General features: G+C 66.4%; 25 protein-coding genes. 8 read left to right on the top strand and 17 right to left on the bottom strand.

Annotated elements, in window-relative coordinates; genetic code table 11:
- Window positions 1-72: 72 nt before the first annotated feature.
- From IJ15_RS0108450 to IJ15_RS0108460, 3 genes are read right to left on the bottom strand one after another with little or no spacing between them, the layout of a single operon-like run.
- Entirely contained in the window at window positions 73-870 is a 798-nt protein-coding gene (locus tag IJ15_RS0108450) for an SDR family NAD(P)-dependent oxidoreductase (protein WP_031937903.1), read from the bottom strand.
- A complete protein-coding gene (locus IJ15_RS0108455) occupies window positions 863-1,909 on the bottom strand; it encodes a 2,3-butanediol dehydrogenase (RefSeq protein WP_031937904.1) in 1,047 nt (348 codons plus the stop codon). Before IJ15_RS0108455 ends, IJ15_RS0108450 begins: the two co-directional genes overlap by 8 nt.
- A complete protein-coding gene (locus IJ15_RS0108460; protein WP_031937905.1) occupies window positions 1,906-3,072 on the bottom strand; it encodes an LLM class flavin-dependent oxidoreductase in 1,167 nt (388 codons plus the stop codon). The genes IJ15_RS0108455 and IJ15_RS0108460 overlap by 4 nt, the downstream gene beginning before the upstream one ends.
- 123 nt (window positions 3,073-3,195) lie before the next feature.
- Here IJ15_RS0108460 and IJ15_RS0108465 point away from each other — a divergent pair, with 123 nt between their 5' ends.
- Window positions 3,196-3,963 carry a helix-turn-helix transcriptional regulator gene (locus tag IJ15_RS0108465; protein ID WP_031937906.1) on the top strand — a complete coding sequence of 256 codons (768 nt, stop codon included), beginning with the start codon at window positions 3,196-3,198 and terminating at the stop codon, window positions 3,961-3,963.
- Between the two features lie 15 nt (window positions 3,964-3,978).
- Here the strand turns inward: IJ15_RS0108465 and IJ15_RS0108470 are convergent, their stop codons facing one another.
- The 10 genes from IJ15_RS0108470 to IJ15_RS0108520 form a co-directional block, all read right to left on the bottom strand.
- The gene (locus IJ15_RS0108470) at window positions 3,979-4,563 is read right to left on the bottom strand and encodes a suppressor of fused domain protein (protein ID WP_031937907.1); all 585 of its coding nucleotides are present in this window, start codon (window positions 4,561-4,563) and stop codon (window positions 3,979-3,981) included.
- Between the two features lie 69 nt (window positions 4,564-4,632).
- Window positions 4,633-5,082 carry a hypothetical protein gene (locus tag IJ15_RS0108475; protein WP_031937908.1) on the bottom strand — a complete coding sequence of 150 codons (450 nt, stop codon included), beginning with the start codon at window positions 5,080-5,082 and terminating at the stop codon, window positions 4,633-4,635.
- 424 nt (window positions 5,083-5,506) lie between these two features.
- On the bottom strand, window positions 5,507-6,718 hold the full coding sequence (locus IJ15_RS0108485; RefSeq protein WP_031937910.1) for a cytochrome P450: 1,212 nt from the start codon (window positions 6,716-6,718) through the stop codon (window positions 5,507-5,509).
- Window positions 6,719-6,739: 21 nt separating this feature from the next.
- Window positions 6,740-7,681, bottom strand: coding sequence for a PDR/VanB family oxidoreductase (locus IJ15_RS0108490; protein ID WP_031937911.1), 942 nt, complete (start codon window positions 7,679-7,681; stop codon window positions 6,740-6,742).
- Window positions 7,682-7,740: 59 nt separating this feature from the next.
- Window positions 7,741-9,732: a flavin-containing monooxygenase gene (locus tag IJ15_RS0108495; RefSeq protein WP_031937912.1), complete on the bottom strand. Its 1,992-nt coding sequence runs from the start codon at window positions 9,730-9,732 to the stop codon at window positions 7,741-7,743.
- Window positions 9,729-10,559, bottom strand: coding sequence for an alpha/beta fold hydrolase (locus IJ15_RS0108500; protein ID WP_031937913.1), 831 nt, complete (start codon window positions 10,557-10,559; stop codon window positions 9,729-9,731). Before IJ15_RS0108500 ends, IJ15_RS0108495 begins: the two co-directional genes overlap by 4 nt.
- A 41-nt stretch (window positions 10,560-10,600) precedes the next feature.
- Window positions 10,601-11,290, bottom strand: a complete 690-nt coding sequence (locus IJ15_RS0108505) for an SDR family NAD(P)-dependent oxidoreductase (RefSeq protein WP_051918641.1) — start codon at window positions 11,288-11,290, stop codon at window positions 10,601-10,603.
- Window positions 11,291-11,300: 10 nt separating this feature from the next.
- The gene (locus IJ15_RS0108510) at window positions 11,301-12,080 is read right to left on the bottom strand and encodes an alpha/beta fold hydrolase (RefSeq protein WP_081880646.1); all 780 of its coding nucleotides are present in this window, start codon (window positions 12,078-12,080) and stop codon (window positions 11,301-11,303) included.
- A 33-nt stretch (window positions 12,081-12,113) separates the two neighbouring features.
- Complete coding sequence (locus IJ15_RS0108515; RefSeq protein ID WP_031937916.1) at window positions 12,114-12,314, bottom strand: tautomerase family protein; 201 nt, start codon at window positions 12,312-12,314, stop codon at window positions 12,114-12,116.
- A 36-nt stretch (window positions 12,315-12,350) separates the two neighbouring features.
- Window positions 12,351-13,850 (bottom strand): MFS transporter, encoded by a 1,500-nt coding sequence (locus tag IJ15_RS0108520; protein ID WP_081880650.1) that lies wholly within the window; start codon window positions 13,848-13,850, stop codon window positions 12,351-12,353.
- On the opposite strand from IJ15_RS0108520, the gene IJ15_RS26010 reads away from it, so the two are divergent.
- From IJ15_RS26010 to IJ15_RS0108550, 6 genes are all read left to right on the top strand, one after another.
- The gene (locus IJ15_RS26010) at window positions 13,849-14,616 is read left to right on the top strand and encodes an IclR family transcriptional regulator (RefSeq protein WP_197059780.1); all 768 of its coding nucleotides are present in this window, start codon (window positions 13,849-13,851) and stop codon (window positions 14,614-14,616) included. The genes IJ15_RS0108520 and IJ15_RS26010 overlap by 2 nt on opposite strands.
- A 232-nt stretch (window positions 14,617-14,848) precedes the next feature.
- The gene (locus IJ15_RS0108530; protein WP_031937919.1) at window positions 14,849-16,294 is read left to right on the top strand and encodes a coniferyl aldehyde dehydrogenase; all 1,446 of its coding nucleotides are present in this window, start codon (window positions 14,849-14,851) and stop codon (window positions 16,292-16,294) included.
- A 67-nt stretch (window positions 16,295-16,361) separates the two neighbouring features.
- The gene (locus IJ15_RS0108535) at window positions 16,362-16,814 is read left to right on the top strand and encodes a nuclear transport factor 2 family protein (protein WP_031937920.1); all 453 of its coding nucleotides are present in this window, start codon (window positions 16,362-16,364) and stop codon (window positions 16,812-16,814) included.
- Window positions 16,815-17,114: 300 nt separating this feature from the next.
- Complete coding sequence (locus tag IJ15_RS0108540; protein ID WP_231569461.1) at window positions 17,115-17,630, top strand: nuclear transport factor 2 family protein; 516 nt, start codon at window positions 17,115-17,117, stop codon at window positions 17,628-17,630.
- A gap of 74 nt (window positions 17,631-17,704) precedes the next feature.
- Window positions 17,705-18,229: a nuclear transport factor 2 family protein gene (locus IJ15_RS0108545; protein WP_031937922.1), complete on the top strand. Its 525-nt coding sequence runs from the start codon at window positions 17,705-17,707 to the stop codon at window positions 18,227-18,229.
- Window positions 18,226-19,374, top strand: coding sequence for an oxidoreductase (locus IJ15_RS0108550; protein ID WP_031937923.1), 1,149 nt, complete (start codon window positions 18,226-18,228; stop codon window positions 19,372-19,374). The genes IJ15_RS0108545 and IJ15_RS0108550 overlap by 4 nt, the downstream gene beginning before the upstream one ends.
- A gap of 83 nt (window positions 19,375-19,457) precedes the next feature.
- Here the strand turns inward: IJ15_RS0108550 and IJ15_RS0108555 are convergent, their stop codons facing one another.
- From IJ15_RS0108555 to IJ15_RS0108570, 4 genes are read right to left on the bottom strand one after another with little or no spacing between them, the layout of a single operon-like run.
- Complete coding sequence (locus IJ15_RS0108555; RefSeq protein WP_031937924.1) at window positions 19,458-20,498, bottom strand: NAD(P)-dependent alcohol dehydrogenase; 1,041 nt, start codon at window positions 20,496-20,498, stop codon at window positions 19,458-19,460.
- The gene (locus tag IJ15_RS0108560) at window positions 20,476-21,420 is read right to left on the bottom strand and encodes an alpha/beta hydrolase (RefSeq protein ID WP_031937925.1); all 945 of its coding nucleotides are present in this window, start codon (window positions 21,418-21,420) and stop codon (window positions 20,476-20,478) included. The genes IJ15_RS0108555 and IJ15_RS0108560 overlap by 23 nt, the downstream gene beginning before the upstream one ends.
- Before the next feature lie 26 nt (window positions 21,421-21,446).
- Window positions 21,447-22,085, bottom strand: coding sequence for a TetR/AcrR family transcriptional regulator (locus IJ15_RS0108565; protein ID WP_031937926.1), 639 nt, complete (start codon window positions 22,083-22,085; stop codon window positions 21,447-21,449).
- A 38-nt stretch (window positions 22,086-22,123) separates the two neighbouring features.
- On the bottom strand, window positions 22,124-23,473 hold the full coding sequence (locus IJ15_RS0108570; RefSeq protein ID WP_031937927.1) for a flavin-containing monooxygenase: 1,350 nt from the start codon (window positions 23,471-23,473) through the stop codon (window positions 22,124-22,126).
- A gap of 371 nt (window positions 23,474-23,844) precedes the next feature.
- Between IJ15_RS0108570 and IJ15_RS0108580 the strand changes: the two genes are divergently transcribed.
- Window positions 23,845-24,456, top strand: coding sequence for a TetR/AcrR family transcriptional regulator (locus tag IJ15_RS0108580; protein ID WP_031937928.1), 612 nt, complete (start codon window positions 23,845-23,847; stop codon window positions 24,454-24,456).
- The last annotated feature ends 36 nt before the right edge of the window (window positions 24,457-24,492 follow it).

The following is a 24,492-nucleotide window of genomic DNA, read 5'->3' on the forward strand; positions in this document are numbered from 1 at the left end:
GCGCCCATTCCCTGACCCGATCCGCGGGAATCCGCGCGCGACCGAAAGGAATGGGCGCTCAGGCCGACGGCCCTAGCCCCCGAGCTTGGTGAAGTCCGGGTAGTTGGAGATCTCCCAGCCGCCGTCGACCATGAGGCTGGTCCCGGTGATGTAGCTCGCGTCGTCGCTGGCCAGGTACAGGCACGGCGCCGCGATCTCTTCCGGCGTCGCGGGCCGGCCCATCGGGATGCGCTCGACGAACATGTCCAGCAGCGGCTCGTAGCCCATCACCGCGGCCACCAGCGGGGTGTCGACCAGACCGGGCAGCACCGTATTGACGCGGATGCCGTGGCGCGCCAACTCGACCGCCGCGTTCTTGCCGAACATCTCGACGCCCGCCTTGCCGGTCGCGTACGGGCTGCCGCCGATGACCGGCACGCGCCCGTTGAGCGACGCGACGTTGACGATCGCCCCGCCTCGCCCGCCGGACACCATGTGCCGGGCCTCGTGCTTGGTGCACAGGAACACGCCCTTCTGCACCAGGTCGACGGTGAAGTCCCAGTCCGACTCCTCGAGGTCGAGGATCTGTCCGCCCTTCTGGGCGCCGGCCACGTTGAAGGCCATGTCGAGCCCGCCGAAGCGCTCGGTCGCCACGGCGACGGCGGCGGCGACCGCGTCCTCGCTCGTGACGTCGGCGACCGCCCCGGCGAACCTCTCGCCGAGGTCCTTCTCCATCACGTCGAGCGCATCGGCGGAGATGTCGATGCCGACCACCGACGCGCCCTCGGCGACCAGACGCGTCGCGACGGCCGCGCCGATGCCCGACGCCGCCCCGGTCACGACCGCGACTCTGCCGTCGAACCTGTTGTCCACGGATCCACTCTCAGCCATGTCCCACCTCCACGAGTACCTTCATGCGGCGACCGGCGGCCGCCGCCTGCACACCTTCCACCACCACGTCCGCGAGCGGGACGGATTCGACCCACCCGTCGAGTGGGTACGCCCCGGCCGCCATCCGCTCGATGACGGTGCGGAACTCGTTGCGCGAGTATGCCAGCGACGCCATCAGCCGCGCCTCGGTGAACATCAGCAGGTACGTCGCGAGTGGCACCTGCTCCTTGTAGGTGGCGAGCAGGATCACCGCGCCGCGGGCCCGCACGGACCCGAGTGCGGTCTGCACCGCCGCCGCGACGCCGGCGCACTCGAACACCACGTCCGCGCCGACGCCGCCGGTGCGCTCGAACACGGCTGCCGCGGGATCCTGCACCGCGGGATCGACGGCGTCGAATCCCAGCGACTGCGCCACCGCCCGACGCGTCGGGGACGGCTCGCTGAGCAGGATCCGGTCCACCCCGCCGGCCCGCAGGTTGAGCGCGGTCGCGATGCCGATCGGACCGGCCCCGAGCACCAACACGTAGGCCCCCGGCTGCACGTCGGCCAGTTCGACGGCGTGCAGTGTCACCGCCAACGGTTCGACGACGGCGGCCTGACGGAGACTCACCCCGTCCGGGATCTTGTGCACGTTGCCCGCCGGAACCGCGGTGCGCTCCGCCAGGCCGCCGCCGTCCGCGTTGAGTCCGTGGAACGCGATGACCTGACACAGGTGATCGTGTCCGGCGGCGCACCGGGCGCACGTGCCGCACGAGTAGTTCGGCTGGACCACCACGCGGTCGCCGACGGACAGGTCCTCGACGCCCGCACCGACCTCGCGCACCACCCCGGAGAATTCGTGACCGAGGATCTGCGGCCCGCAGGCACCGGTGAGCGGATGCGGGTGCTCGGAGATGCCGAACGAGTGGATCATCCCGAGGTCCGATCCGCAGATTCCGTTGTACGCCACGTCGATCAGGACGTGGCCGTCGCGCAGTTCCGGCTCGGGCACGTCCTCGACCCGCAGATCGTCGACGCCGTGCAGAACGGCGGCCCTCATCGCTTGGCCGCCAGTTCGTCCTCGTACTTGCGCGTCATGTGCGCGATCGCGTCGTGCTGCGCCTGGTTGTGGCCCTCCCGGACCTTCCCGGCGCGGGTCGCCGCGTCCAGCAACGGCTGCGACTGACCCTGGAAGTGCGGCGCCACCTGCTGCGCGATCAACTCGAACGAGCGTCGGGTCGCGGCCGGGTTGGCCCAGTCGGTGCCCATGATGAGCATCGAGCCGAAGCCGCCGGACTGGTCGACCAGCTTCTGGATCAGTTCGCGTGCCTGCGCGGGGGTTCCGATGATGCCCATGCCGGAGTGGTTCATGTACTGGATCATCTGATCCATCGAGGCGCCGCCGGAGCCGAAGTGCGGGAAGGCCGCGACCTTGCCGAAGTAGTCGATCCACTCCCCGAGGCCGAACCGCACGTCCTGCTGCGCCTGCTCCTCGGTCTCGGCAATGTGCATGGGGCACACCAGCCGCCACTGGTTCCGGTCGACGGTGGTACCGAACTCCTCGGCCCGTTCCTCCATGATCCCGAAGTGGTGACCGAGGGCGTCGAAGCCTTCGGGGGTGAGGGTCGCGCCGATCGACAGCAGCCCCAGTCCGTGCTTGCCGGCCAGCCGCGGCCCGGTGGGCGAGGCCACGCCGGCGACGACGATGTCGAACACCGGGTGCGAGTAGGGCCGCATCTGCAGCTGGGCATTGACGAGGGTGTGCGTCCGTGTCTTCGCCGTGACCCGCTCGCCGGCCAGCAGTCGCATGACGATGTCGAGGTTGTCGTCGAGCAGTTCCCGGCACTCGGTGGGATTCAGCCCGATCATCGACGAGTCGGTGGGCAGCGAACCCGGCCCGACACCCAGCATCACGCGGCCGCGGGTGAGGTGGTCGAGCAGCACCATTCGATCCGCCGCCCACAACGGGTTGTGGTAGCTCAGCGACGTGACGCCCGTGCCGAGCTTGATGCGCTTGGTGCGTTCGGCCGCCGCGGCGATGAAGATCTCGGGGCTGCCGATGATCTCGCTGCCGGCCGAGTGGTGTTCACCGATCCACACCTCGTCGAAGTCGAGGCGGTCGAGATGCTCGACCAGCTCGAGGTCGCGCTGCAGCGCGACGGTCGGATTCTGCCCTGCCGCGTGATGCGGTGCGATGAACGCGCCGAACCGTAGCCTGCCCATGCGAGTACTCCTGTCGAAATCGATGAAACGACGTACCCTCCGACGCTAGAATTCGTTCCGCCCTGATGGCAGTGCACTTTGGTGGACACTTTCCGATCCGCATCGAACTGGTGGTGAGAAGAATTGACCGAGGTCGCGTTGACCACCACCGACTACCAGCGTGTGTTCACGGTCCTGGACCGGTGCGACGATGTGCGGACCGTGTCGGAGTTCCGCACCCGGATCGTCGCCGCCATGACCGAGGTGTTCCCGGTGCGCGTGGCGACATGTTTCGTCGGCGCCAGCTACGAGAGCCAGTTCGACGACCCGGACGCGACCGTCGAGGGATCCGGGTCGTGGGAGAGCATTCGCACTGCGTACCAACAGGTCTGGTCCCACCACGACGTCTTCGCGACACCGGAGGCGCGACGCCGACTCGAGTCGACCCGGGTGGCGTCCCTCAGCGATCTGCACGATCTGCCGGCAGCGTCGGCAGCCTACGTCCGGGACTACCTGCACGCGCAGCGCATGCACTCGGTCAACGCGATGCACCTCGACCTGCCGGACGGAGCGTGCGCGCTCGTCGGGTTGTACGACGCGAACGAGTCCGCACTGGGACTCAGAGACTATGCGGCACTGCGCCTTCTGGCCCGACAACTGTCCGTCCTCACCCGAGGCCTCGACAGCTCGAACCGCCGCGACATGCTGGCCGGTCTGACCGAGCGGCAGCGTCAGGTGGCTCGACTGGTGGCCGACGGGTTGAGCAACGCCGCGATCGCGCGGCAGCTGACACTCACCCAGGACACCGTCAAGAAGTACGTCAGCCGCATCCTCGCCGCCACCGGGTGCGGATCACGCACCCGGCTCGCGATCGAGGTGCAGCGTCAGGCCTTCGGTCCACCCGCCGCGTAGCCGACCTGCCAGTCATCAGCATTCACAGACAACTGGATCTCTGTTCGTATCCAATACGTCCACGGCTTCCGCTTCCAGGATGGATTCGAACTCGTCAAGAGTCTCGCGCTTGACGAAATCGGCCTCACTCTTGTGGATCGGAAGCAGCCACAAGAATCGCGCACCACCCGCTTCCGTCGGAGCCCATTCAAGTTCAGGCCCGTGGAAATAGGGAAGGCTCACGAGCAGGTGATCCATGCGCGAACCCGGTATCCAGGGACGACCGATATTCATGACCGATCCCACGTCCAGCCGATGAGCCTCGAACGAATGAAAGTGACTCACCATTGCCAGCGTCTCCGAGTGAATCTCGGCAGGATCGGGGGACATCACGAAGAACTCGGTTCCACCGACTGTGGATCCATGTACAGAGGACCCCACTGTCACGTAAACCCAGCCCTCCTTACCGACACGCTGGGGGCAGACCCGGTAGACGGTGAAGTGTGGAACTCGCTCCAGGATCGGCCCGCGATCCCAGGGTGCAGATTCGAGAATATGGCCATCCCAGAATCTCCGGACGTGCCGCTCGAGGGCCGACAGTCGTTCGCTCTCCTCGGTCATGTTCCCGGATTCCTCGTCATCGTGTGTGTTCCGGTGCCGTCCGTCGGTGAGGCGACGCGGACGGCGGCGTCAGGACAGGGAGACCGGCGAGATGGTGGCAACGATGCGGTCGATCGCGCCGTTCTCGAAGGTGAACGACTCGACGATCTCGACGGTCATCAGGCGCTGCGGACCGAAACCGGCGTCGAGCAGGTACCGGGTGTGGACGGTGTCGCCCACCTCCTTGACGACGAGGTCGCGGACACCCTGGATGATGCGGTACTGGATGCCGTGGTTCAGGTCGTTCGTCAGCTGCGGGCCGCTGAACCCGGTCTGCAGTCCGGCCTCGACGCGGGTGGCGTCGGGCGTGAACAGCACTGCACTCGCGTCGTGGCTGACGAGCGCGTCGATGTAGGCGCGGGCCGTCGTCTGGTTGGGGCTGTCGGCAGGTCCGGGCGCCGCCGATGCCGCCGCGGGCGCGGTGATCGCGACAGCAGCCGCGGCGAGGAGCGACATCGAGGCAGTCTTGGCAATTCGCATGCCGCATCGTAGCCAGCCATTCGCTCCGACTCAACACAAAACGAACTGATCAGTCTCTGCCTGGACGAGTTGTGCGATCTTGGACGCACAAAACGCCATCAGTCGCATTCGGACCCCCTGATCGACTACGTATCCGGTATCGGATTCGAGCAGGGAAGCAACCCTGGTGTAGAACTGGGCCGGCCGGAGCCCGAACTCGACGAATACGTGGTCATCGCCTCCCCCGTATCTGGCCCACCGCAAAATGAATCGGATCATCTCCGAATCGGTACGTGACATGATCCCTCGATCGGTTATTGCGTGCGCATGGATGTGTGCGGCTCGGTTTCGAACGAATCTGCGCCGGAAGTCGCAGCCGACGGTGCCCCGCCTGCCTCGCAGGGCGGGGGCACCGGCACAACTACCGCCCGGGCTGGGCCGGGCTTCAGCCGATCAGTCGAAGCGGAAGTGTCTTCCAGGTCTGCAGGGTGTTGTTCACCCCGCGTTCGGGCGGACCCGCCAACTCGATTCGCTGCACCTTGTCGATGAGTGCGGTGAGCAGTGCTTCGGCCTCGAGTCTCGCAATGTGCTGACCGACGCACTGGTGCAGACCCATGCCGAATCCCAGGTGCCCGGACGGGTCTCGGGTGAGCGTGAACCGCTCGCCGTCCTCCCAGCGTCGCGGATCGCGGTTGCCCGCGCCCAGCAGCAGCATGATCTTGGTGTGCCGACCGAGCTCGACCCCTTCGAGTTCGACCGGCTGAGAGGTGGTGTGGAAGACGATCTGCAGCGGCGATGCCCAGCGGAGGCACTCGTCGAAGGCGCGCCGGACCAGGTTCGGCTCGCCACGCAACCGCTCCCACTCCTCAGGGTGAGTGGCGAACGCGTGCAGGATCGCCGCGATCCCGTGAACCGTCGTATCGACTCCCGCGGACAGCAGCGATCGGACGACCAGGGGCGCCTGGTCCTGCATCAGCTCACCGCGATCGGCGGCCTCCCAGATCTTGGCTCCGAACCCGCCGGAGGACAAGTTCTCTCGCTGGCACAGCCGGTTCACCCACTCGGACAGCTCGGCGAGTCGTCCGGCGCTGCGGTAGAAGTGCTCGTTCTGCGGGCCGAAGGCATTGAAGACGAGATCGCCGTACGCCAGCAGGTTGTCGCGGTTCTCGGACGGCGGAATGCCGACCGCGTCGGGAAAGACCTTCAGGGGAAACGCAGCAGCGAGATCCGACATGCCGTCGAGGACGCCGCCCGTGGCGAGCGCACGATCGACGACTTCCTCTGCGGCCTCGGCCCAGTGATCTCGCATGCGGCGCAGCGTCCGGACACCCAGCAGTTCGGAGAGCACCCTCCGCGGGGCGTCGTGCTCCGGGGGATCGGTCTCCGTGGGCATCGCCGGCCGGCGCCAGGGCTCGTCGGTATGGAAGTTCGCGACACCGATGCCGGCACCCACTTGGAAGTGGGTCCAGTCCGCGAAAACCTCACGGATAGTGTCGTACCGGCCCGTCGCGTACACGCCGTATGCATCGAGGTGCACGACCGCAGCCTTTTCCCTGACTTCGTGTTGCAGACGCGACCTATCGAGGAGATTGTCGAGCGCGTAGGGATCGATGCCGCTTCGTGCGACGGTCGGGTGGGGGGCAGTCAAAGGCACCATGGTCGTCCGATCTTGGTCTGGTCAGAGGTCGAGAGTGATCCGGTCCGAGTACGCGCGGGACACGCACGCCATCATGCAGTCGCCGATGCGTCGGTCCTCCTGGCCGAGAACGCTGTCACGGTGATCGGGAGTCCCTTCGAGGACCGCGACTTCGCATGTGCCGCAGGTTCCCTGAAGGCACGAGGACACGATCGCAATGCCTGCATCGTTCAGCGAGTGGAGGAGTGCCGTATCGGCGGCGACGTGGATGTCGCGCCCGGAGCGCTCCAGTCTGGCGGTGAACTCGCGGTTGGTGGCCGAGCCCTGTGCGAGCGCCTCGAACCGCTCCGTATGCAGCGTGTGGGGCGGGCACTGCCGGCATGCGGACTCGAGAGCATCGAGCAGGGCTGCGGGCCCACAGCTGTATACCTTGGTACCGGCGGACACGCTCGCGATCGCGCCGGCGAGATCGAGCAGGCCGACCTCGTCCTGCGGGGCGATGTGCACCCGATCGACGTACTGTTCCAGCTCGTCGACGAATGCCATCGATGCACGTCGGCGTCCCCCGTAGAGGAGACGCCACGGACGCCCGGTCCGTTCGGCGTGCTCGATCATCGGCAGCATCGGCGTGATGCCGATTCCCCCCGCAATGAACAGGTACTGCTCGGCCGGCCACAGGGGGAAATGATTCCGGGGCCCGCTGAAGCCGAGGATGCCACCCTCTCGCACGTTGGCGTGCAACCACTCGGACCCGCCGCGCCCCTGCCGCTCCCGGAGGACCGCCACTCGGTAAGCGTATGGGTCCCAACGATCCCCACACAGCGAGTATTGACGGGTCACGCCGGTCGGCAGTACCAGATCGATGTGCGAGCCCGGGGTCCACGTCGGCAGTCGGCCGCCGGCGGGATCGACCAACGTCAGCGAGATGACGTCCTCGGCCACCTGGGTGCGGGCCGCGACACGAAGTTTCGTCGCAGGCACCATGTTCCTGGTGGAGGACGCTCTCGCCGAATCGGCTTGCATGCTCACTCGACCGCCGCCGTTCACGTCAAATCGCCTGCGAGATCGAAGGCTGCCATATCCGGTGTCCGGGTCAGTTGGTAGAACTCGAGCAGAGAGAAGGGCCAGACCTGACTCGCTCGACCGAACTTGTTCTTGTACCAGGAGTTGACCTGGGCCACGCCCCACGCACGGCGCCGGTTGCCCGCATCGACGCGTTCACAGAAGGCTTCCATGGCGTCGTGGTGCGGCTCGATCGTCTGCTTCCGTGCGCGGAGAAGTTCTCCGATGCACTCCACGGTGTACTCGGCCGCACACTCCGCCATGTAGAGGGAACTGCCGTTGACGATCACGCCGGTGTTGGGACCCATGAGCATGAAGAGGTTGGGGAAGTGCGGAACCGTAATTCCCATGTAGGCCCGGGCATCTCCGCCCCAGTACTCGTGGATGTCCATCCCCTGGCTGCCGGTGACGGTGATCGGCTCGAGGTAGTCCGATGCGTGGAATCCCGTTGCGAAGACGATGACATCGACTTCATGGACCGCTCCGTCGACCGTTCGGATTCCGTTCGGCGTGATCTCACTGATCCCCTCGGTGACGAGATCGACGTGCGACTGCTGGAGCGTTTCCGCCCAGACACCGTTGTCGCGGAGCAGTCGCTTCGCACCGGGCGGGTAGGTGGGCGTCATCTTCCCGAGAAGGTCCGGTCGATCGGCGAGCTGTCGTCGCAGATGCGCAAGCAGTTGCCTCCGCAGCTCGGCGTTGTTCGCCGAAGTGCTGTCCGCATCGGCCCAGTCGGGATCGGCCTCGACGAAGGGGAGCCGACCTTCTGCGGCAATCCAGAACTGCCAGAAGCGATACCAGCGCCCGTAGTGCGGGACGTGCCGCAGCAGCCAGTTCATGCCGGGCGAGATGTCGTCGTGATAGGTGGGCGTCGGCAGCATCCACGGCGCGTTCCGCTGGAACACGCTCAGATGCTCGACGCTGTCAGCGATGGCAGGAACGATCTGGTAGGCACTCGCGCCGGTTCCGACGACGGCCACCTTCAGGCCGGTCAGATCGGCATCGGTGTCCCACTGCGCGGAGTGGAACCATCGACCGGTGAACGAGTCCAGCCCCACGATCTCCGGGATGTTCGGCCGGTTGAGCTGCCCGACAGCGGTGATCACCGCGTTGACACGGCGGGTGCCGGTCTCGGCCCCGGTCCGCGTCGTCAACATCCAGGTTCCGCTGTCCTCGTCGAAGGTTGCGGACGTTACCTCGGTGCCGAAGCGGACGTTGCGTCGCAGCTCGAAGCTGCTTGCCACGTCACACAGGTAGCCCTCGATCTCGGTCTGCGTCGAGAACTGCTGCGGCCAGTCGGCCTTCTGGGCGAACGAGTAGCTGTAGGCGAAGTTCGGCGTATCGAGCCGGCATCCCGGATAGACGTTCTCCCACCACGTGCCGCCGACCTCCGAGTTCTTCTCGAACACGACATAGTCGACTCCGGCCTGCTGCAACCGGTAGGCGGCGGCCATACCGGAGATGCCGGCGCCGATGATCGCAACCGTGAACTCGACGTCCGGTGCGATCTCGGCCTTCGACCAGGAGGGCGAACCGTAGTCGGCGGGAAGACCGAGTTCGTGACGCAGCAGGGGAAGGTACTCGTCGCCGGCGTCCTTGGTCAGGAAGCGCATGATCTGCGCCAGCAGTTCCTCGGACGGATCGGAGATCGGCTCCGACCCGCGGTTTCGCAGACTCTTGAGGGCATGGACCGCCAACGTCCGGGCGAGCTCCTGCGCTTCCTCGGTCATCCCGCCCTGCGGGGCGATGACCGAATCCATCGGTGGAAGTGGCGGCTTGACCTGATCGGTCAGGAGGGAAAGGTCGGCGTTCGCCAGCGCGAGTGCCGCGAGCAGCGCAGGGAGTTCCGCCTCGCGGACCACGCTTTCCAGGTACTCGTCGCTTTCGACGATCGGCAGGCAGACATCGAAGGGATCCTGCGGAGCAGCCTCGAACGAGTGTGCAGCCGCTGCAGTCGTATTCGCGGACGTCATCGGTCAGCCCCGGACAGGAACTCGAGCACGAAACGAGCGGTGTCCTCGGGCGCGTCGATGTTGGGCTCGTGCGCGTAGTCGACCTCCAGCGCGTGGATGTTGGACCCTAGGTCGGCGAGCTTCTTGGACCAGCCCGTCTCGAGGAGTTCGTCCCGGAGCCCTTCCACTACGAGAACCGGAACCTGCACCGTTCCCAGGTTGTCGAGGTACGGGTCCGCAGCAGGCACGCGTGTGACGGCCGGGTTGCTCAGGCGGGGCGCCGCCATGCATTCGTAATGTCCTGGGATGAGGCTGTTCTCATACCGCTGCCGGATGTGGTCGTCGAGTCCATCGAGGCTGCGCACGAGGTAGCCGGTCATCCGTGCAGCGTCCTCGATACTGGGCGTGTAGTCACCCAAGGCGACCACACCCTCCGGAACCCGGTAGGGCCCACCGGTGCCCGAGATGCTGATCGCCTTGGCGACCGGCCACGGGCCGGCAGGATCGGAGACGGCGCGCATGACCATCGAGCCGCCGAACGATGCGCCGACGAAATGGGCGCGGTCCACCCCGAGTTCCTCGCAGAACGCGGCGATGTGCTTGACGCGCGGTGCGTACGGCGGCCGGTCGAGGAACACGGCCTTGTCGGTTCCACCCCACCCGAGTAGATCCGGCGCCAGGACGTGGAAGTGGACACTCAACAGCGGAATCATTGCCCCCCAGCACAATTCCGCGGTGGTTCCGAATGCACCGTCGTGGATGAGGACGACGGTCTCGCGGTTCGGGTCACCGGCCTCGAGGTAGGTGGTGTGGAAGCCGTCGGCGACGAGCGATTTCTTTTCGTACACGATTGTTCTCCGTATTCGGGGGGAGGAATTGGATAGGCGCGCTAGCGCTTGACGGAGCCGCCGTCGACGCACAGGGTCTGCCCCGTGACGAACGCGGCACCCGGCGACAGCAGGAACTTCACCGGTCCGACGAGATCCTCGGGGTAGGCGCGGCGCTTGATCGCACGAGTGGCGATGTTCGCATCCTCGGTATGGGCCATGTCGGCGATCATCGGGGTTGCCGTGATGCCGGGGCTGACGACGTTGACGGTGATTCCGTCGTCGCCGAGTTCGTCGGCGAGGCAGCGGGCGAACCCGATGACACCCGCTTTCGATGCCACGTACGCGAACACGTTCTTCGGACCCTTGAATACCGTTCCGGAGGCGAAGAACACGATGCGCCCGCCCCGCGGCATCAGGGGCACGACCGCCTGCGCGATAGCGATCGTTCCCTCGAGGTTGGTGCGCAGGATTCGCTGCCACACCTCGCGGGTGGTTTCGCGGAACGACGACCATTGAAGCATGGCGGCGCAATGCACGAGATCGTGGACTTCGCGGCCGGCCAGCGCGTCGACGACCGTGTCGATGCCCTCGGCATTGCTCAGATCAGCCTGAATGTAGAGATCCGAGCGGTCGTCGGCGGGTCGGGGCGCGATATCGACGATGACGATCTGATGGCCGTCCGCGCGCAACTCCTCGACGATCGCCTTGCCGATGCCGCTGGCGCCGCCGGTGATGACTGTTGTTCTCATAGTGATTTTCCTAGCGGAGTGCGGATACGTTGTCGTCGACCAGGTTCAAGAAACCAGCAATCACCTGGTTGAACCGAGTCGGGTTCTCGATGCACGACAGGTGGCCGGCGTCCGGGATGACCTCGAGCGGTGCGCCACCGAGACCGTCGACGATCTCGGCCGTTCGCGCGGCGGGGATCTTCGCGTCACGATCACCGACCACGACCATCGATGGGCAGGTGACCTTCTCGAGCATCGGGATGACATCGGCACGGAAGGTCGCTTCGACAGAGCCGAGGTATGCGTCGGGAGCGACACCGGCAATCGAGTCGAGCAACGCGGCGTAGTCGGCCTGGTCGAGTTCGCGAGTCAGTGTCTGGTCCAGATACTCCTTCGCGAAGGCTGCCATGCCTTCCTCGGCCACCGCCCGCGTGGAAGCCTCGACGCGGGCGTCGGCTACATCGATGGGCAGTCGCGCAAACGAATTGGCGATGACGACGCTCCGCACCAGTTCCGGATGAGCAGCAGCGAAGGCGATCGACTGGATCCCTCCCATGGAAAGGCCGACCAGGTGTACCGCGCCGAGGGGCTCGATCAAGGCCCGTAAGTCGGCGGTCCACTCGTCGATCGAAACGCTACCGAACCACGGCGACTCTCCGTGGCCGCGACTCTCCGGCGTCAGTACCCGGTAGTGCGGCGAGAGCGCGGGAACCTGGTGACGCCACAACGTCCGATCGGTGCCCAGGCTGTGCAGAAGCACAACCGTAGGTCGCTCGAGTGTGGTGTTTCCTGCTTCGTGAGAAATTGTCATGAGCCCTTCCTGGGGGAACGATCGATCCGGTGCCTATGCAGGTCGAGCGTTCCGCCGGGCGAGACTTTCCCCGCCGACGCTCCAGCGGTCCGTGGGCACGTGCTGGACGAGGACATGCACGGCGGCCGGATTCGAGTTGGTCACGGACGTGTACACGTCGGTGAGGCGTTCCATCAGTTCCTCGATCTGCTCACGAGTCAGATCGGATGCGTGGTTGACGTTGATGAGTGGCATTTCTACTCCTTGTGATGATTCCGAGAAGATGGCGTTTCAGGCCGGGCTGGCCGTAGGGACATCGGAAGGACTTGCAGCCGAATCTGATTCGTCCGCCCGGAGGCCGAGATGGCGCGTCTCCCGTGCTCGTAGCGCAGCGATCACGAAGATGACGCAGGCGATCGCCATCGCGATCGACAGACGCATCGGAATATCGCTGACCTCCGGGCTTACTGCGGTGACAATGGCCGGGGTGACACCGCCGATCGCATATCCGAAGTTCCAGCACAGCCCGGTACCGGTTGCGCGGATCCCCGTGGGGAAGCGCTCGTTCAGGAAGATCAGGATCGGCGCCGAACTCATCAGGACCAGCAGCGCCATCACCGTCGCCACGATCGTCACCAGAACAACGGCGTCGGCACTCAGCGAGGCCAGCCACAGGTACAGCACCGGTAGCAGGATCACATTCGGGATTCCGAACCAGAGGAACACTGCACGGCGTCCGATCCGGTCGCTGAGATGGCCACCGAGCACACCACCCGCGATGATCCCGAGATTCGCAATCACGAGGACGACAGCCGACGTGGACTTGTCGAGTCCGAGGTTCTTGCCGAAGAAGGTGGGGAAGAAGCCGACCGTGAGGTAGTACGCGGTGGCACCGCCGGCGGTGAGAGCGATGTTCAGGAGGGTCGTGGCCCGGTACCGGGGACCGAAGACCTCCCGGAGCGGCGACTTGCGAACGGCCGGTCCGTCCGACTTACCCTGCCACAGAGGCGATTCCTCGGTACGCCGGTAGATGTAGAAGCTGAAGGCAGCGGTGAGCAGGCCGGTGAAGAACATCACCCGCCATCCGTAGACGCTGAAGTCCTCTTGCGGGACGATTGCTGAAACGGCGAAGTAGACCAGGGACGCGACCACGGCACCGGCACCGGCACCGCCGCCCGCGACCATTCCCGCCATCAGCCCTCGATGCTGCGGCGCAACGGTCTCGGTGCCCAGAGTGTGAGTCGACGCCACGACACCGCCGACGAAGACGCCCTGGACGACCCGCAGGAGCAGGAACGCGACAGGAGCAATGAAACCGGCTGCGGCGTAGGTAGGAACGGCACCCATCAGCGCGGTCGAGATTCCGACGCCCAGAATCGCCACCATCATCGCGTACTTGCGACCGTTGCGATCCGCGTAGGCACCGAACAGCGCCGATCCGAGCGGGCGGAAGACAAGCGTCACCGCGAAGGACGCGTACACGAACGTCAGCTGCAGGGTTTCGTTGTGCGCCGGGAAGAGCAGCGGACCGATGATCGGCGCGAGGTAGAGGATGATCGTCAGATCGTAGAGATCCATCGCCCATCCGGTGATCGAAGCAAGGCCCGCGGACCGCACTTGCCGGCGACGGGCGTCTCCGTGGAGTTCTTCCAAAACGTCCTCCTGTGACCCAGTTCCCGCCACTGATGTGACGTGACCTGGACCATAGGCTGGACGTTTCCCTGGGTGCAACACGGATTCCTCTATGCGAAACAATACTTCGCGTCCTGGTTCCGATATGGTGAATCCCATGGTCGACTCGCATACGTCCGGCACCTTGAGCTCCGTCAACAAGGCCCTCTCGCTGCTCGAACTACTCGCAGAGAACAACGGGCTGACAGTCACGCAGTTGGCGGACCGTCTGGGCACGGGTAAGGCAACCGCGTTCCGCCTGACCAAGACCTTGGTCGACCGAGGCTGGGTGGAGAAGGACGACGAACTGCGATACCGGCTCGGCCCAGGCCTGCTGAGCCTGGCCCCGGCGCTTCAACCGGGGCAGGACATCCGTCGAAGGCTCCGCCCGATCATGGAAGAACTCCAAGACGAAACGCAGGAGACCATCCACCTGACCGTTCTGCAGGGCCGCTTCGTCACCTATGTGGAACAGCTCGTCTCACCCAAGCCGGTTCACTCTGTGAGCACCCTTGGCGGTCGCTCACCGGCACATTGTGTTTCGCCGGGCCTCGCGCAGCTCGCGGCACTGTCAGACGACGCCGTCGATTGGATTCTCGCGGGACCGCTTCGGCGATACACCGAGCACTCGCTCACGGATCCAGATGATGTGCGTGCGGAACTTCAACGCGTACGAGGCCGCGGCTACGCCGTCAACGGTGGAGCGTTTCGCGCAGAAGTCGGCGGCGTCGGCGCCGCCGTACTGGATGGCCGAGGGAAGCCGATCGCGGCACTGTCGGTGTGCATGCCCATCTTCCGCATGCAGACGACCGACCTGGACGAGATCGGAAAACTCCTCGTCTCCGCCGTTCTCGATGCCCAACACCGGTTGCAGGTGTTCCGCTAACCCAGAAGGAGTTGACCTCGGCCCTGTCTTGACAGCCTCCGACCGGCGAACCCTCCGGTCGCCACAGAGTCGGAGGTCCCGCCGGTCCAGGTACCTCCTACCGGGATCGCCGCGGCCCGGCGAGGCCGTTCGGCCTCTTCTCCGAAACATGCTCCCGGTCATCGAGACGGCCGACTGTTGCGCCGGACACAGCTCGTTAGCGTCGTGACATCGGCAACGACAGGAGTTACCCATGAGCGAGCACGTCACCGACGCGGCAACCATCGCGACGCTTCCCCAGATTCTGGAAGCCCAGAAACGTGCTGCGTCCGCACAGGGAACGCCCTCGGCCGACGTGCGGCGGGACCGGATCCAGCGAATGATCGACCTCCTGGTCCGCCACCACAAGCCCCTCACCGAGGCGATCGACGCCGACTTCGGCGGGCGACTCGTCGCGTTCTCGATCATGAACGACATCCTCGGGTCGATCACGTCCCTCAAGCACACTCGGGACTCGCTCCAGACCTGGATGGTCGACGAGGAGCGCCCGGCGTACCCGCCGTACGACCAGCTCGGCGCGAAGGCCTACATCCAGTACCAGCCCAAGGGGTCGGTCGGCATCATCGGCACGTGGAATGCGCCGCTGTTCACGCTGCTCAGCCCGCTGGCGTGCGCGCTGGGCGCCGGCAACCGCGCGATCCTCAAGCCGTCCGAGGTGGTGCCGCGCACCGCGCAGGTCCTCGCGGACGCGGTCGCCGAGATGTTCGATCCCACCGAGGTCGCGGTCGTCACCGGCGGCCCGGAGGTGGCCGACGCCTTCACGTCGCTGCCGTTCGATCACCTCGTGTTCACCGGCAGCACCGAGGTCGGCAAGCTGGTGATGGCCAACGCCGCCAAGAACCTCGTGCCCGTCACCCTGGAGCTGGGCGGCAAGTCGCCGACGATCGTCGGCCGCAGCGCCGACCTCGACGACGCCGCGAACAAGATCGCGATCGCCAAGTCCACCAACTCCGGACAGATCTGCGTCTCCCCCGACGTCGTGTACGTCCCCCGCGAGGAGCTCGACACGTTCGTCGGTGCGCTCGAGAAGTCGTACGCCGCGCTGCTGCCGTCGGTCACCGACAACGCGGACGTCGTCGCCGTCGTCAGCGATCGCCACCTGGCCCGGGTCGAGGCCCTGGTCGCCGACGCCCGCGACCACGGCGCCCTCATCGTCGCGACCCCGGTCGACGAGAGTGCACCCGTCGACGGCGATCGCAAGCGTCCGCTGCGCCTGGTGGTCTCGCCCCCGGCGGACTCGAAGATCATGCAGGAGGAGATCTTCGGGCCCGCGATCATCCTGCTGCCGTACGACCAGACCGACGACGTGATCGCCGACATCAACAGCCGGCCGAAGCCGTTGGCGCTGTACTACTTCGGCACCGACCGGGCGGAGCAGCAGGCGGTCCTCACCCGCACGTACTCGGGCGGCGTGACCGTGAACGACATCATGATGCACCCGGGCATGAACGACGCGCCGTTCGGCGGCGTGGGCGCGTCGGGCATGGGCCACTACCACGGGCGCGAGGGGTTCCTCGAATTCAGTCACGCTCGTACGGTTTTCGAGGCTCCGGAGCACGATCCGCGTGCCGAGTGGGGCACGCTGCCCCCGTACGGTGACACTTTCCTCGCGGCGATGGAAGCACAGGTCACTCCGTAACCTGCCGTTTGCCGATGAGCGAGAAGTCCTCCTGCCGAACCTCCGCTCGGCAGGAAGAATGCCGGGCATGAGCCGAGAACTTGCAGACCGACTTGCCCTGTCCGATCTCGTTGCGCAGTACGCGATCGCCGTCGACCGCCGGGACGAACTCGCACTGACGGCGCTCTTCGCCGTCGACGCCCAACTGGTCCAACCGGCCGGCCTGGTCCGGCGCGGCAAGAGTGCCGTCCTGTCGGGGGCCGGTGCCGTGGCGGAGGGCGTCCTCGGTGCGGTCTCCCACCTCCACTCGACGCGGCACGTGGTGAACCAGCAGATCGTCGTCGTCGCCGGCGATCGGGCCCGCGGCGAGGTGTACGGCGAGGCGCACCACGTGTACGCGGCCGAGGACGGACACCGCGACTACGTGGTGGCGATCCGCTACCAGGACGAGTACGCCCGGACCGACGACATGTGGCGCATCGCCCGGCGCGAGTTGATCGTCGATCTCACCTACGACCGTGAAGTGAAGCTCCTCAGCTGAGGCGAGAGCGCTCGAACGCCGGCCGACAGGTCGGCGCCCCGACCGGGTTCCGGGTCCGCCCGGTCGGGCGCATTTTGCTGAGCGGAACAACGCTTCCGAATGTCTCCGGACGCACCTAAGGTTCGACCAAGCGATTGCTTGTTTCGTGGCGGAGGGGGGCCCTGGAGCACTTGGAGCGGCCGACCTCGACGAGATCGGCCGCGCCCCTCCATTGCGGCGTGAACGGGCGAGCCCCTGGATATGCTGCGAACCGATCAACTGCTTGTTTAACCCACTTCGCCCGACCCCGGAGGTTGAACCGTGAGCACGACCGACGACATCGAATCCACCCCGACCGTGACGCTCGACGCCGCCGAGCAACTGCTCGCCGTCGAAGAGATCAAGCGCCTGTTCGCCACCCGACTGCGCGTGATGGACACCAAGCAGTGGGACCTCTACGGAACCGTGCACACCGACGACGTCGTCAGCGAGTCGTGGGGCGCGGGTTCGCGCGTGGTCGGCCCCGAGGCCCTCACGGCTGCGATCCGGAACACCTTGGACGGCAACGTCTTCGTGACGACCGTGCACCACGGGCACACCCCGGAGATCACCCTCACCTCCGACACCACGGCCACCGGCATCTGGGCCATGGAGGACGAGCTGTGGTGGACCAACGGCGACGTCGAGGAGCACCTCCACGGCTACGGCCACTACCGCGAGGAATACCGCAAGGTCGAGGGCAAGTGGCTGATCAGCTACCGCACCCTGACACGCCTGCGCGAGACCCACACCCCCAACTTCTACGACTACCGCCAGGCATCGAAGCCCGCACGCTAGCTATGCTGTGCCTCACATCACCAAAGCAATTGCTTGGTTGATTGTTCGAATCGTTTCGAGAGAGAGGTCCAGCCATGGGTGAGTCCACCGGGGCACTGACGATGACCGCCGCCGAGCAGCTGCTCGCCATCGAGGAGATCAAGAAGGTGTTCGCGACGCGCCTGCGTGTCATGGACACCAAGCAGTGGGATCTGTACGGCCCGCTGCACACCGAGGATGTCGTCACCGAGACGTGGGCGGGCCTGCCGGGCGACAAGCAGCCGAAGGCGAACGGACAGTCCAACCGCGCGTCGGGACGCGAGCACCTCACCAAGGCCATCAGCGGCATGCTCGGCAACTCCACCTACGTCACCACCGCACACCACGGTCACCAGCCCGAGATCACCCTCACCTCCGACACCACGGCCACCGGCATCTGGGCCATGGAGGACGAGCTGTGGTGGACCAACGGCGACGCCGAGGAGCACCTCCACGGCTACGGTCACTACCACGAGGAATACCGCAAGGTCGAGGGCAAGTGGCTGATCAGCTACCGCAAGCTCACGCGCCTGCGCGAGGTGCACACGCCCGACTTCTTCGACTACATGAGCGCCCTGTGACCACGGCAGCGGTCGACACGTCCGCGCTCTTCGAGCCGCTGACGGTCCGGTCCCTCGAGCTGCGCAACCGGATCGCGATGTCCCCCATGACCCGGCACGGCTCGCCCGGTGGCGTGCCGACCGAGGAGGTCGTGGCCTACTACCGTCGGCGCGCCGAGGGTGGCACCGGCCTGATCGTCACCGAGGGAACTGCGATCGAGCATCCTTCGGCGGTCGACGCCGACACCGTCCCGGTGATGTACGGCGAAGCGGCACTGGAAGGTTGGCGCAAGGTCGTCGACGCGGTCCACGCCGCCGGCGGCAAGATCGTCCCGCAGCTGTGGCACGTCGGACCGCTCTTCGGCGCGATGGGCCCGGTCGGCGACGTGCATCCCATGCGCCCGTCGGGACACTGGGGATCGGTCGGCAACACGATGTACTCCGACGAGTACGTCGAGCAGATGCGACCGGTGACCGCGGCGATGACCGAGCAGGACATCGCCGACGTGATCGCCGCGTACGCGGCAGCGGCCCGCAATGCGATCGACGTCGGATTCGACGGCATCGCGCTGCACGGTGGCCACGGCTACCTGCTCGATGCGTTCCTGTGGGAGCCGAGCAACCAGCGGGACGACGAGTGGGGCGGAGACCTGCAGCGCCGCACACGGTTCCCCGCCGAAGTGGTCAGGGCGATCCGCCGGGAGATCGGCGACGACTACCCGATCATCTTCCGGTTCTCGCAGCACAAGCAGCAGGACTTCGCGTCGAGGATCGCCCAGACGCCCGAGGAGTTGGGCGTGGTCCTGAACGCGCTCGTCGACGCCGGCGTCGACATCCTCGACGCGAGCATCCGCCGGTTCTACGCTCCGGCGTTCGAGGGCAGCGACCTGTCCCTCGCCGGGTGGGCCAAGAAGCTGACCGGTGCGACCGTGATGGCCGTCGGCAGTGTTGGACTCGACAGCGCGCTCAACGAGCGGGTCATCGTCGGACTGCCGACCATGACGGACAACATCCCGGACCTGATGCGCCGCAAGCACGAGGGCGAGTTCGACCTCGTCGCGATCGGCCGCCTGCACATGGCGGATCCGGCGATCTCGCAACGACTGCGCGACGGCGATCCCATGCCGGAGTTCGACCGGGGCCTGCACGAGGGCCGTCTGTACTGACGCATTCCCCTGAACGGGAGTTCACGGCACGCTTTTCGTCCGCATGCGTGCCGTGAACTCCCGTTCGGCGCTTCGGGTGGGTGTCAGCCCCGGCCCGGCACCAGGATCGCCCGGCCCTTGACCTTCCCGGCTTCGAGCGCGTCGAAGGCCGCCACCCCGTCCTCGAGCGGGAAGGTCTCCGTCTCGATGGTGATGAGTCCGCGCCGAGCCAGGGCGATCACGGCGCGCTGATCGGCGCGGGTGCCCGCGTAGCTGGTTCGCAACGTCGCACCCCAGGGCAACGCGAAGCCCGTCCACTCGATCCGGCCGCCGCCCAACCCGAGGACGCGCACCGCACCGTCCCGCCCGACGACCTGCGCGGCGATGTCGACGGTGTCCTGCACCCCGACGCAGTCGAACACGGCGTCGACGCCGATCCCGTCGGTGAGTTCGAGGATCTTCGCGGCGCAGGTGCTGTCGCTGAAGAAGGCGTGATCCGCACCCAGCGTGGTGGCCAGTTCGAGTTTGCTCTCCTCGGAGTCCACCGCGATGATGCGGGCCGACGTGGTCGCGGCGAGGATCTGGACGGCCGCGTGCCCCAGCCCACCGATACCGAGCACGACCGCGGTCGAGCCCGGTCCGAGCCGGTCGCGTGCCCCGTCGATCGCGTGGTAGGTGGTGAGCCCGGCGTCGGCGAGCGGCCCGGCGGTGACCGGATCGAGATCGCCGAGCGGTTCGACGAACCGGGCGTCGACCTTCATGTACTCGGCCATGCCACCGTTCGCAGCCAAACCCGGGCACAGCGGCATGCCCTGCCGGCCGCCCGGTGAACGCTCACAGGAGTTTTCGCGGCCTTGCACACACGCACGGCACGTGCCGCAGCTCCACACCAGGAACACCAGCACCGCATCGCCCACCGCGAACGACCCGACGCCGTCACCCAGTGCGGCGATGCGACCGGCGGTCTCGTGGCCCAGGGTCATCGGTGGCGGCATCATCGACCCCGGCGCGTGCCGGACGTGGACGTCGGAGTGGCACAGGCCCGCGCCGGCCACCTCGATGAGGACCTCACCGGGGCCGATCTCGGGAATGTCGGTGTCGACGACGGCGATTCGGCCGTGCTCAACCAGCTGCAACGCTCTCATCACGCACCTCCTCCACAACGACGGCGGCGGGCGCGACGGCGAGATGCCGACGCAGGAAGAGGACCTGGTGTTCGAGGGCACGGTCGTGCCACCGCTTGCCCGGATAGACGTCGAAGTGGTCGCACGGGTAGCGCCGCACGTCCGCCCGGCCCTGCTCGGCGGCCTTCGCCGCGGCGTGCGGCGGTGCGCTGCGGTCGAGGTCGCCGATCTGCACCAGCAGCGGGGCGGTGATCTTGTCCGCGTCCTTGCTCGGTCGGTACGAACCGATTTCGAGGAACGATCGAGCGCTGACCTCGTTGCGCCAGGTCGGACCGGCGATGGACAGGTAGTCCTCGTAGATGCCCGGCAGTGCGAGCGCCGCCACCTCGCCGGGCCGTCCCGCCAGGGGAATCGTCACGCCGGCGCCCCCGCGGGCCGCGGCGGCCTTGTCCCGGATCGCGGCCCACGAGCTCTTCGCCAGGTGTCCGGGGGTGTAGTGACGCATCGACGCCGTGGACGCTGCTCGCGCGTCGACCGCCGGGGTGAGTGCGATGAGCGCGGCCAGGCGCGGATCGGTCGCACCCAGACTGAGGACGTGTCCGCCGGACAGCGAGACGCCCCAGGCGACGATCCGGGTGGGGTCGACGCCGTCGAGCCCTCGGGCCGTCGCGATCGCGGCAGCGTAGTCCTCGAGCTGGCCACTGATCGAGATCGTCTGGCGCACATCGCCGCCGCTGGAACCGAATCCGCGGTAGTCGAAGACCAGAGCGTCGAGTCCCGCGCGGGCGAAGCCCTCCGCGAACCCCTCGAGACCCGAGTCCTTGGTACCGCCGAATCCGTGCGCCATGACGACGCACGGTCGGCCGGCCTCGGTCCGGAAGTCGTCACCGTCGCCCCGGTAGTGCCAGGCCGAACAGAGACTGCCCTGCACCGAGAAGGTCACATCGGTGCGTGTCACATCGGTTGGTGTCACAGTTTGCTCCCATAGATGGTGTTGAGCCACACCGAGACCAGAGCCTCGTGGGCGGTGTCCGGGTCCAGAGATCCGGCTCCGCCCCGGGAGAGGCTCTCGACGGCACGGTCGTTCATGTCGAGAAGGACGGTGGCGAGCGCCCGGCTGTCGGTGCCCTCGGCCGCGCGTCCTGCTCTGCGTTCGGCATCGATCATCGATGCCACCGGTTCGATGAAACTCAGTCGGTCGACGTTCCAGAACTCGCGCACTGCGGGATCCGAGTCGCGAGCATCCCGCAGTGCCCGATACAGATTGGGGTGGCGCGCCCAGGCCCCGATCACCTCGGTGATGAGGCCGTCCACCATCTCCCGCGGGCTGCCCTCGCGAGCGAGATACGTCCTCGTTCCGTCGCTGATCTCGCCGTAGGAGTTGCGCGACAGCGCCGCCACGGCCTGGGCCTTGTTCTCGAAGTAGAAGTAGAACGCCGATCGTGTCACCCCCGCCGCGCGGGAGATGTCGACGATCCCGATCTCGTCCAGGCGGTGTTCGTCGAGCAGCGCCTCGAGCGCACCGAGAATCGCGGCACGCCGCTCCTCGCCCTTGTTCGCCTTCCGCTCTGGTGCTGCGGAGGTGGGGTCTGCGCTTCGGCTGCTCATGTGTCGCTTTCGGATCGGCTACGGCGTACGGGTGGCCATCATGCCGGGACCGGATTCCACCGCACCGGCCCGTCCCTGCGTACGCGCTGCAGGCCGGCGGGCAACTCCTTGGTCCGCATCTCGTGCTCGTAGATGTAGTAGTCGACCTGCTGCGTGTGGCGGGGACGGTTGTTGAAGTGCCCCACGAACTTCTCCTCGTCGGCCTTGATCACACGCTCCATCTCGGGAACCGCCGGCGGCCGATACGTTCCGGCGAGGTAGGCCGCGAGCGTCCGTGCCTGACACTCCACGAATGGGAATAGAGTCGGCGCCGACTGCGCGAACCCGATGAATGCCAGATCGTCCACGCCCGGCTTGAACATTCGCTTGTAGAGCGGGAACTGGTTGCCGGGTGCGCTCAGGAAGCCCTCGTCGAAGAACGGGAACGTGATGTTGTATCCCGTCGCGTAGATGATGACGTCGTACTCCCGACTGGTGCCGTCGACGAAATGGACATCGGATCCGTCGAGACGTTCGATGTTGGGCTTGACATCGATGTCGCCGGATCCCAACCGCACCAACAGTTCCTGGGACTGGGTGGGATGAGCCTCGCCGAAGTGATGGTCGGGGGTGGGAAGTCCGAAGTTCTCCGGGCGACCCGACAGGAAGATCGGTCCGCGGCGCCCCAGGCGCCGCTGCCACGACAGCGGAATCTGCGGGTACGTCTGGATCAGCGTGTCGGCGGGTACGCCGAACGCGTACTTCGGCACGATCCACGCCCCGGACCGGGTGGACAGCGTGACCTTGTTCCGCTGGGAGCGCTGGGACAGCTCGACCGCGATGTCGGCGGCACTGTTGCCGATGCCGACGATCAGGATGCGCTTGTCCCGCAGGTGCAGCGGGGTTTCCGGGTCGATGTAGGCATGCGAGTGGATGGACTCACCGGTGAACTCACCCGGAAAGTCCGGCAGGCGCGGATCCCAGTGGTGACCATTGGCGACCACGAGGAAGTCGAACAGTCGACGCTCCCCGTCCTGCGTGCGGATCTCCCATCCCCCGCCGGGCAACCGCTCCGCGTGCTCGACGCCGTTCTCGAATCGGATCCTGTCGAGCAACGCGAACGCCGACGCGTAATCGTCGAGGTACCGCTTGATGTCGGTGTGGTGCGGAAAGTCGGGAAGGTCCTCCGGCATCGGAAAGTCCTTGAACGACAAACGCTTCTTGGACGTGTCGATATGCAGGGACCGGTAGGCGCTCGAATGACCGTTCGGGTTCCCGAACGCCCAGTTGCCGCCGATCCGATCCGAACTCTCGAAGCACTCGTAAGGGATGTCGTAGTCGGTGAGCATCTTGCCGGCCGTCAGACCGCTGATGCCGGCGCCGATGATGCATGTCGTGGGATTGGCCATCGTGCTCCGTTCGATGTCGATCTGCCGTGCGGGGGCACGAAGAGCGCTGACTGCCTGCGCCACCCAGCAGATCGTGAGGTGGCTCACACGCTAAGCGTGGAATTGACACGTGTCAATAGCTATTTGACGCGCGTCAACACCTGACCGTTGACGGCAGCTGCCGGACGCCGGTCCACGGCCGGCTCGTCGTCGAACAAGTCGAACGCCGCCTCCGGACCCGTCGCCGTCATACGATCGATCGCGTCACCCCGGCTCTCCCACCGGCATGTCGGATTCGCGAAGTTTGTCCCCGAATACCTTCCGACCGGTAGATTCTCGACGGTCGGGGCTTGTCGATGGAACAGTCGAGGTGGGGACACGGGGGAACAGCGATGATGGATGACCGGGAGATCGTCACTCGCCGGGAGGAACGTAAGCGGCAGACACGTGGTCGTTTGGTCGAAGCGGGACGGACCCTGTTCACGCAGCAGGGCTTCGATCGGACCACCATCGACGACATCGCGACGGCGGCACACGTGTCCCGCGGAACGTTCTTCAACTATTTCGACAGCAAGGACGGGGTGCTCTCGGCGCTGCACCAGGGGCACATGGACAAGCTGCCGGGGATCATCGACGACCTGCTGGCGCAGGACCTCACCACCGCCGAACGCATCCACTCGCTCTTCTACGACGTCGTCGAGGCTGCGGTCACGCTCGAGCAGTACTTCCGGGCGACCACCCGGGAACTCGATCGGGATCTCGCGACGCCGGCGATCAGCGCTGCCCGCACCGAGCGGTTCATCGTGGCGTTCGGCCGGGTCCTCGAGGCCGGTATCGCTCGTGGTGAGGTCCGACAGGACTACCCGGTGCGGTTCCTCTCACAGATGGTGACCGCCGTGTACGTGAGCACGATTCGGTTCTGGCGTCAGGAGACCGTCTTCGACATGGAACTGGAATTTGCGCGCGCCGCCGAGTTCGTCGCCGAGGCTGTCGCGCCCCGCTGAAACTGAAGAACCCGTCCGGCCCGAGGGCCCACTCGG

It is taken from the genome of Prescottella defluvii, from assembly GCF_000738775.1.
Lineage (GTDB): Bacteria > Actinomycetota > Actinomycetes > Mycobacteriales > Mycobacteriaceae > Prescottella > Prescottella defluvii.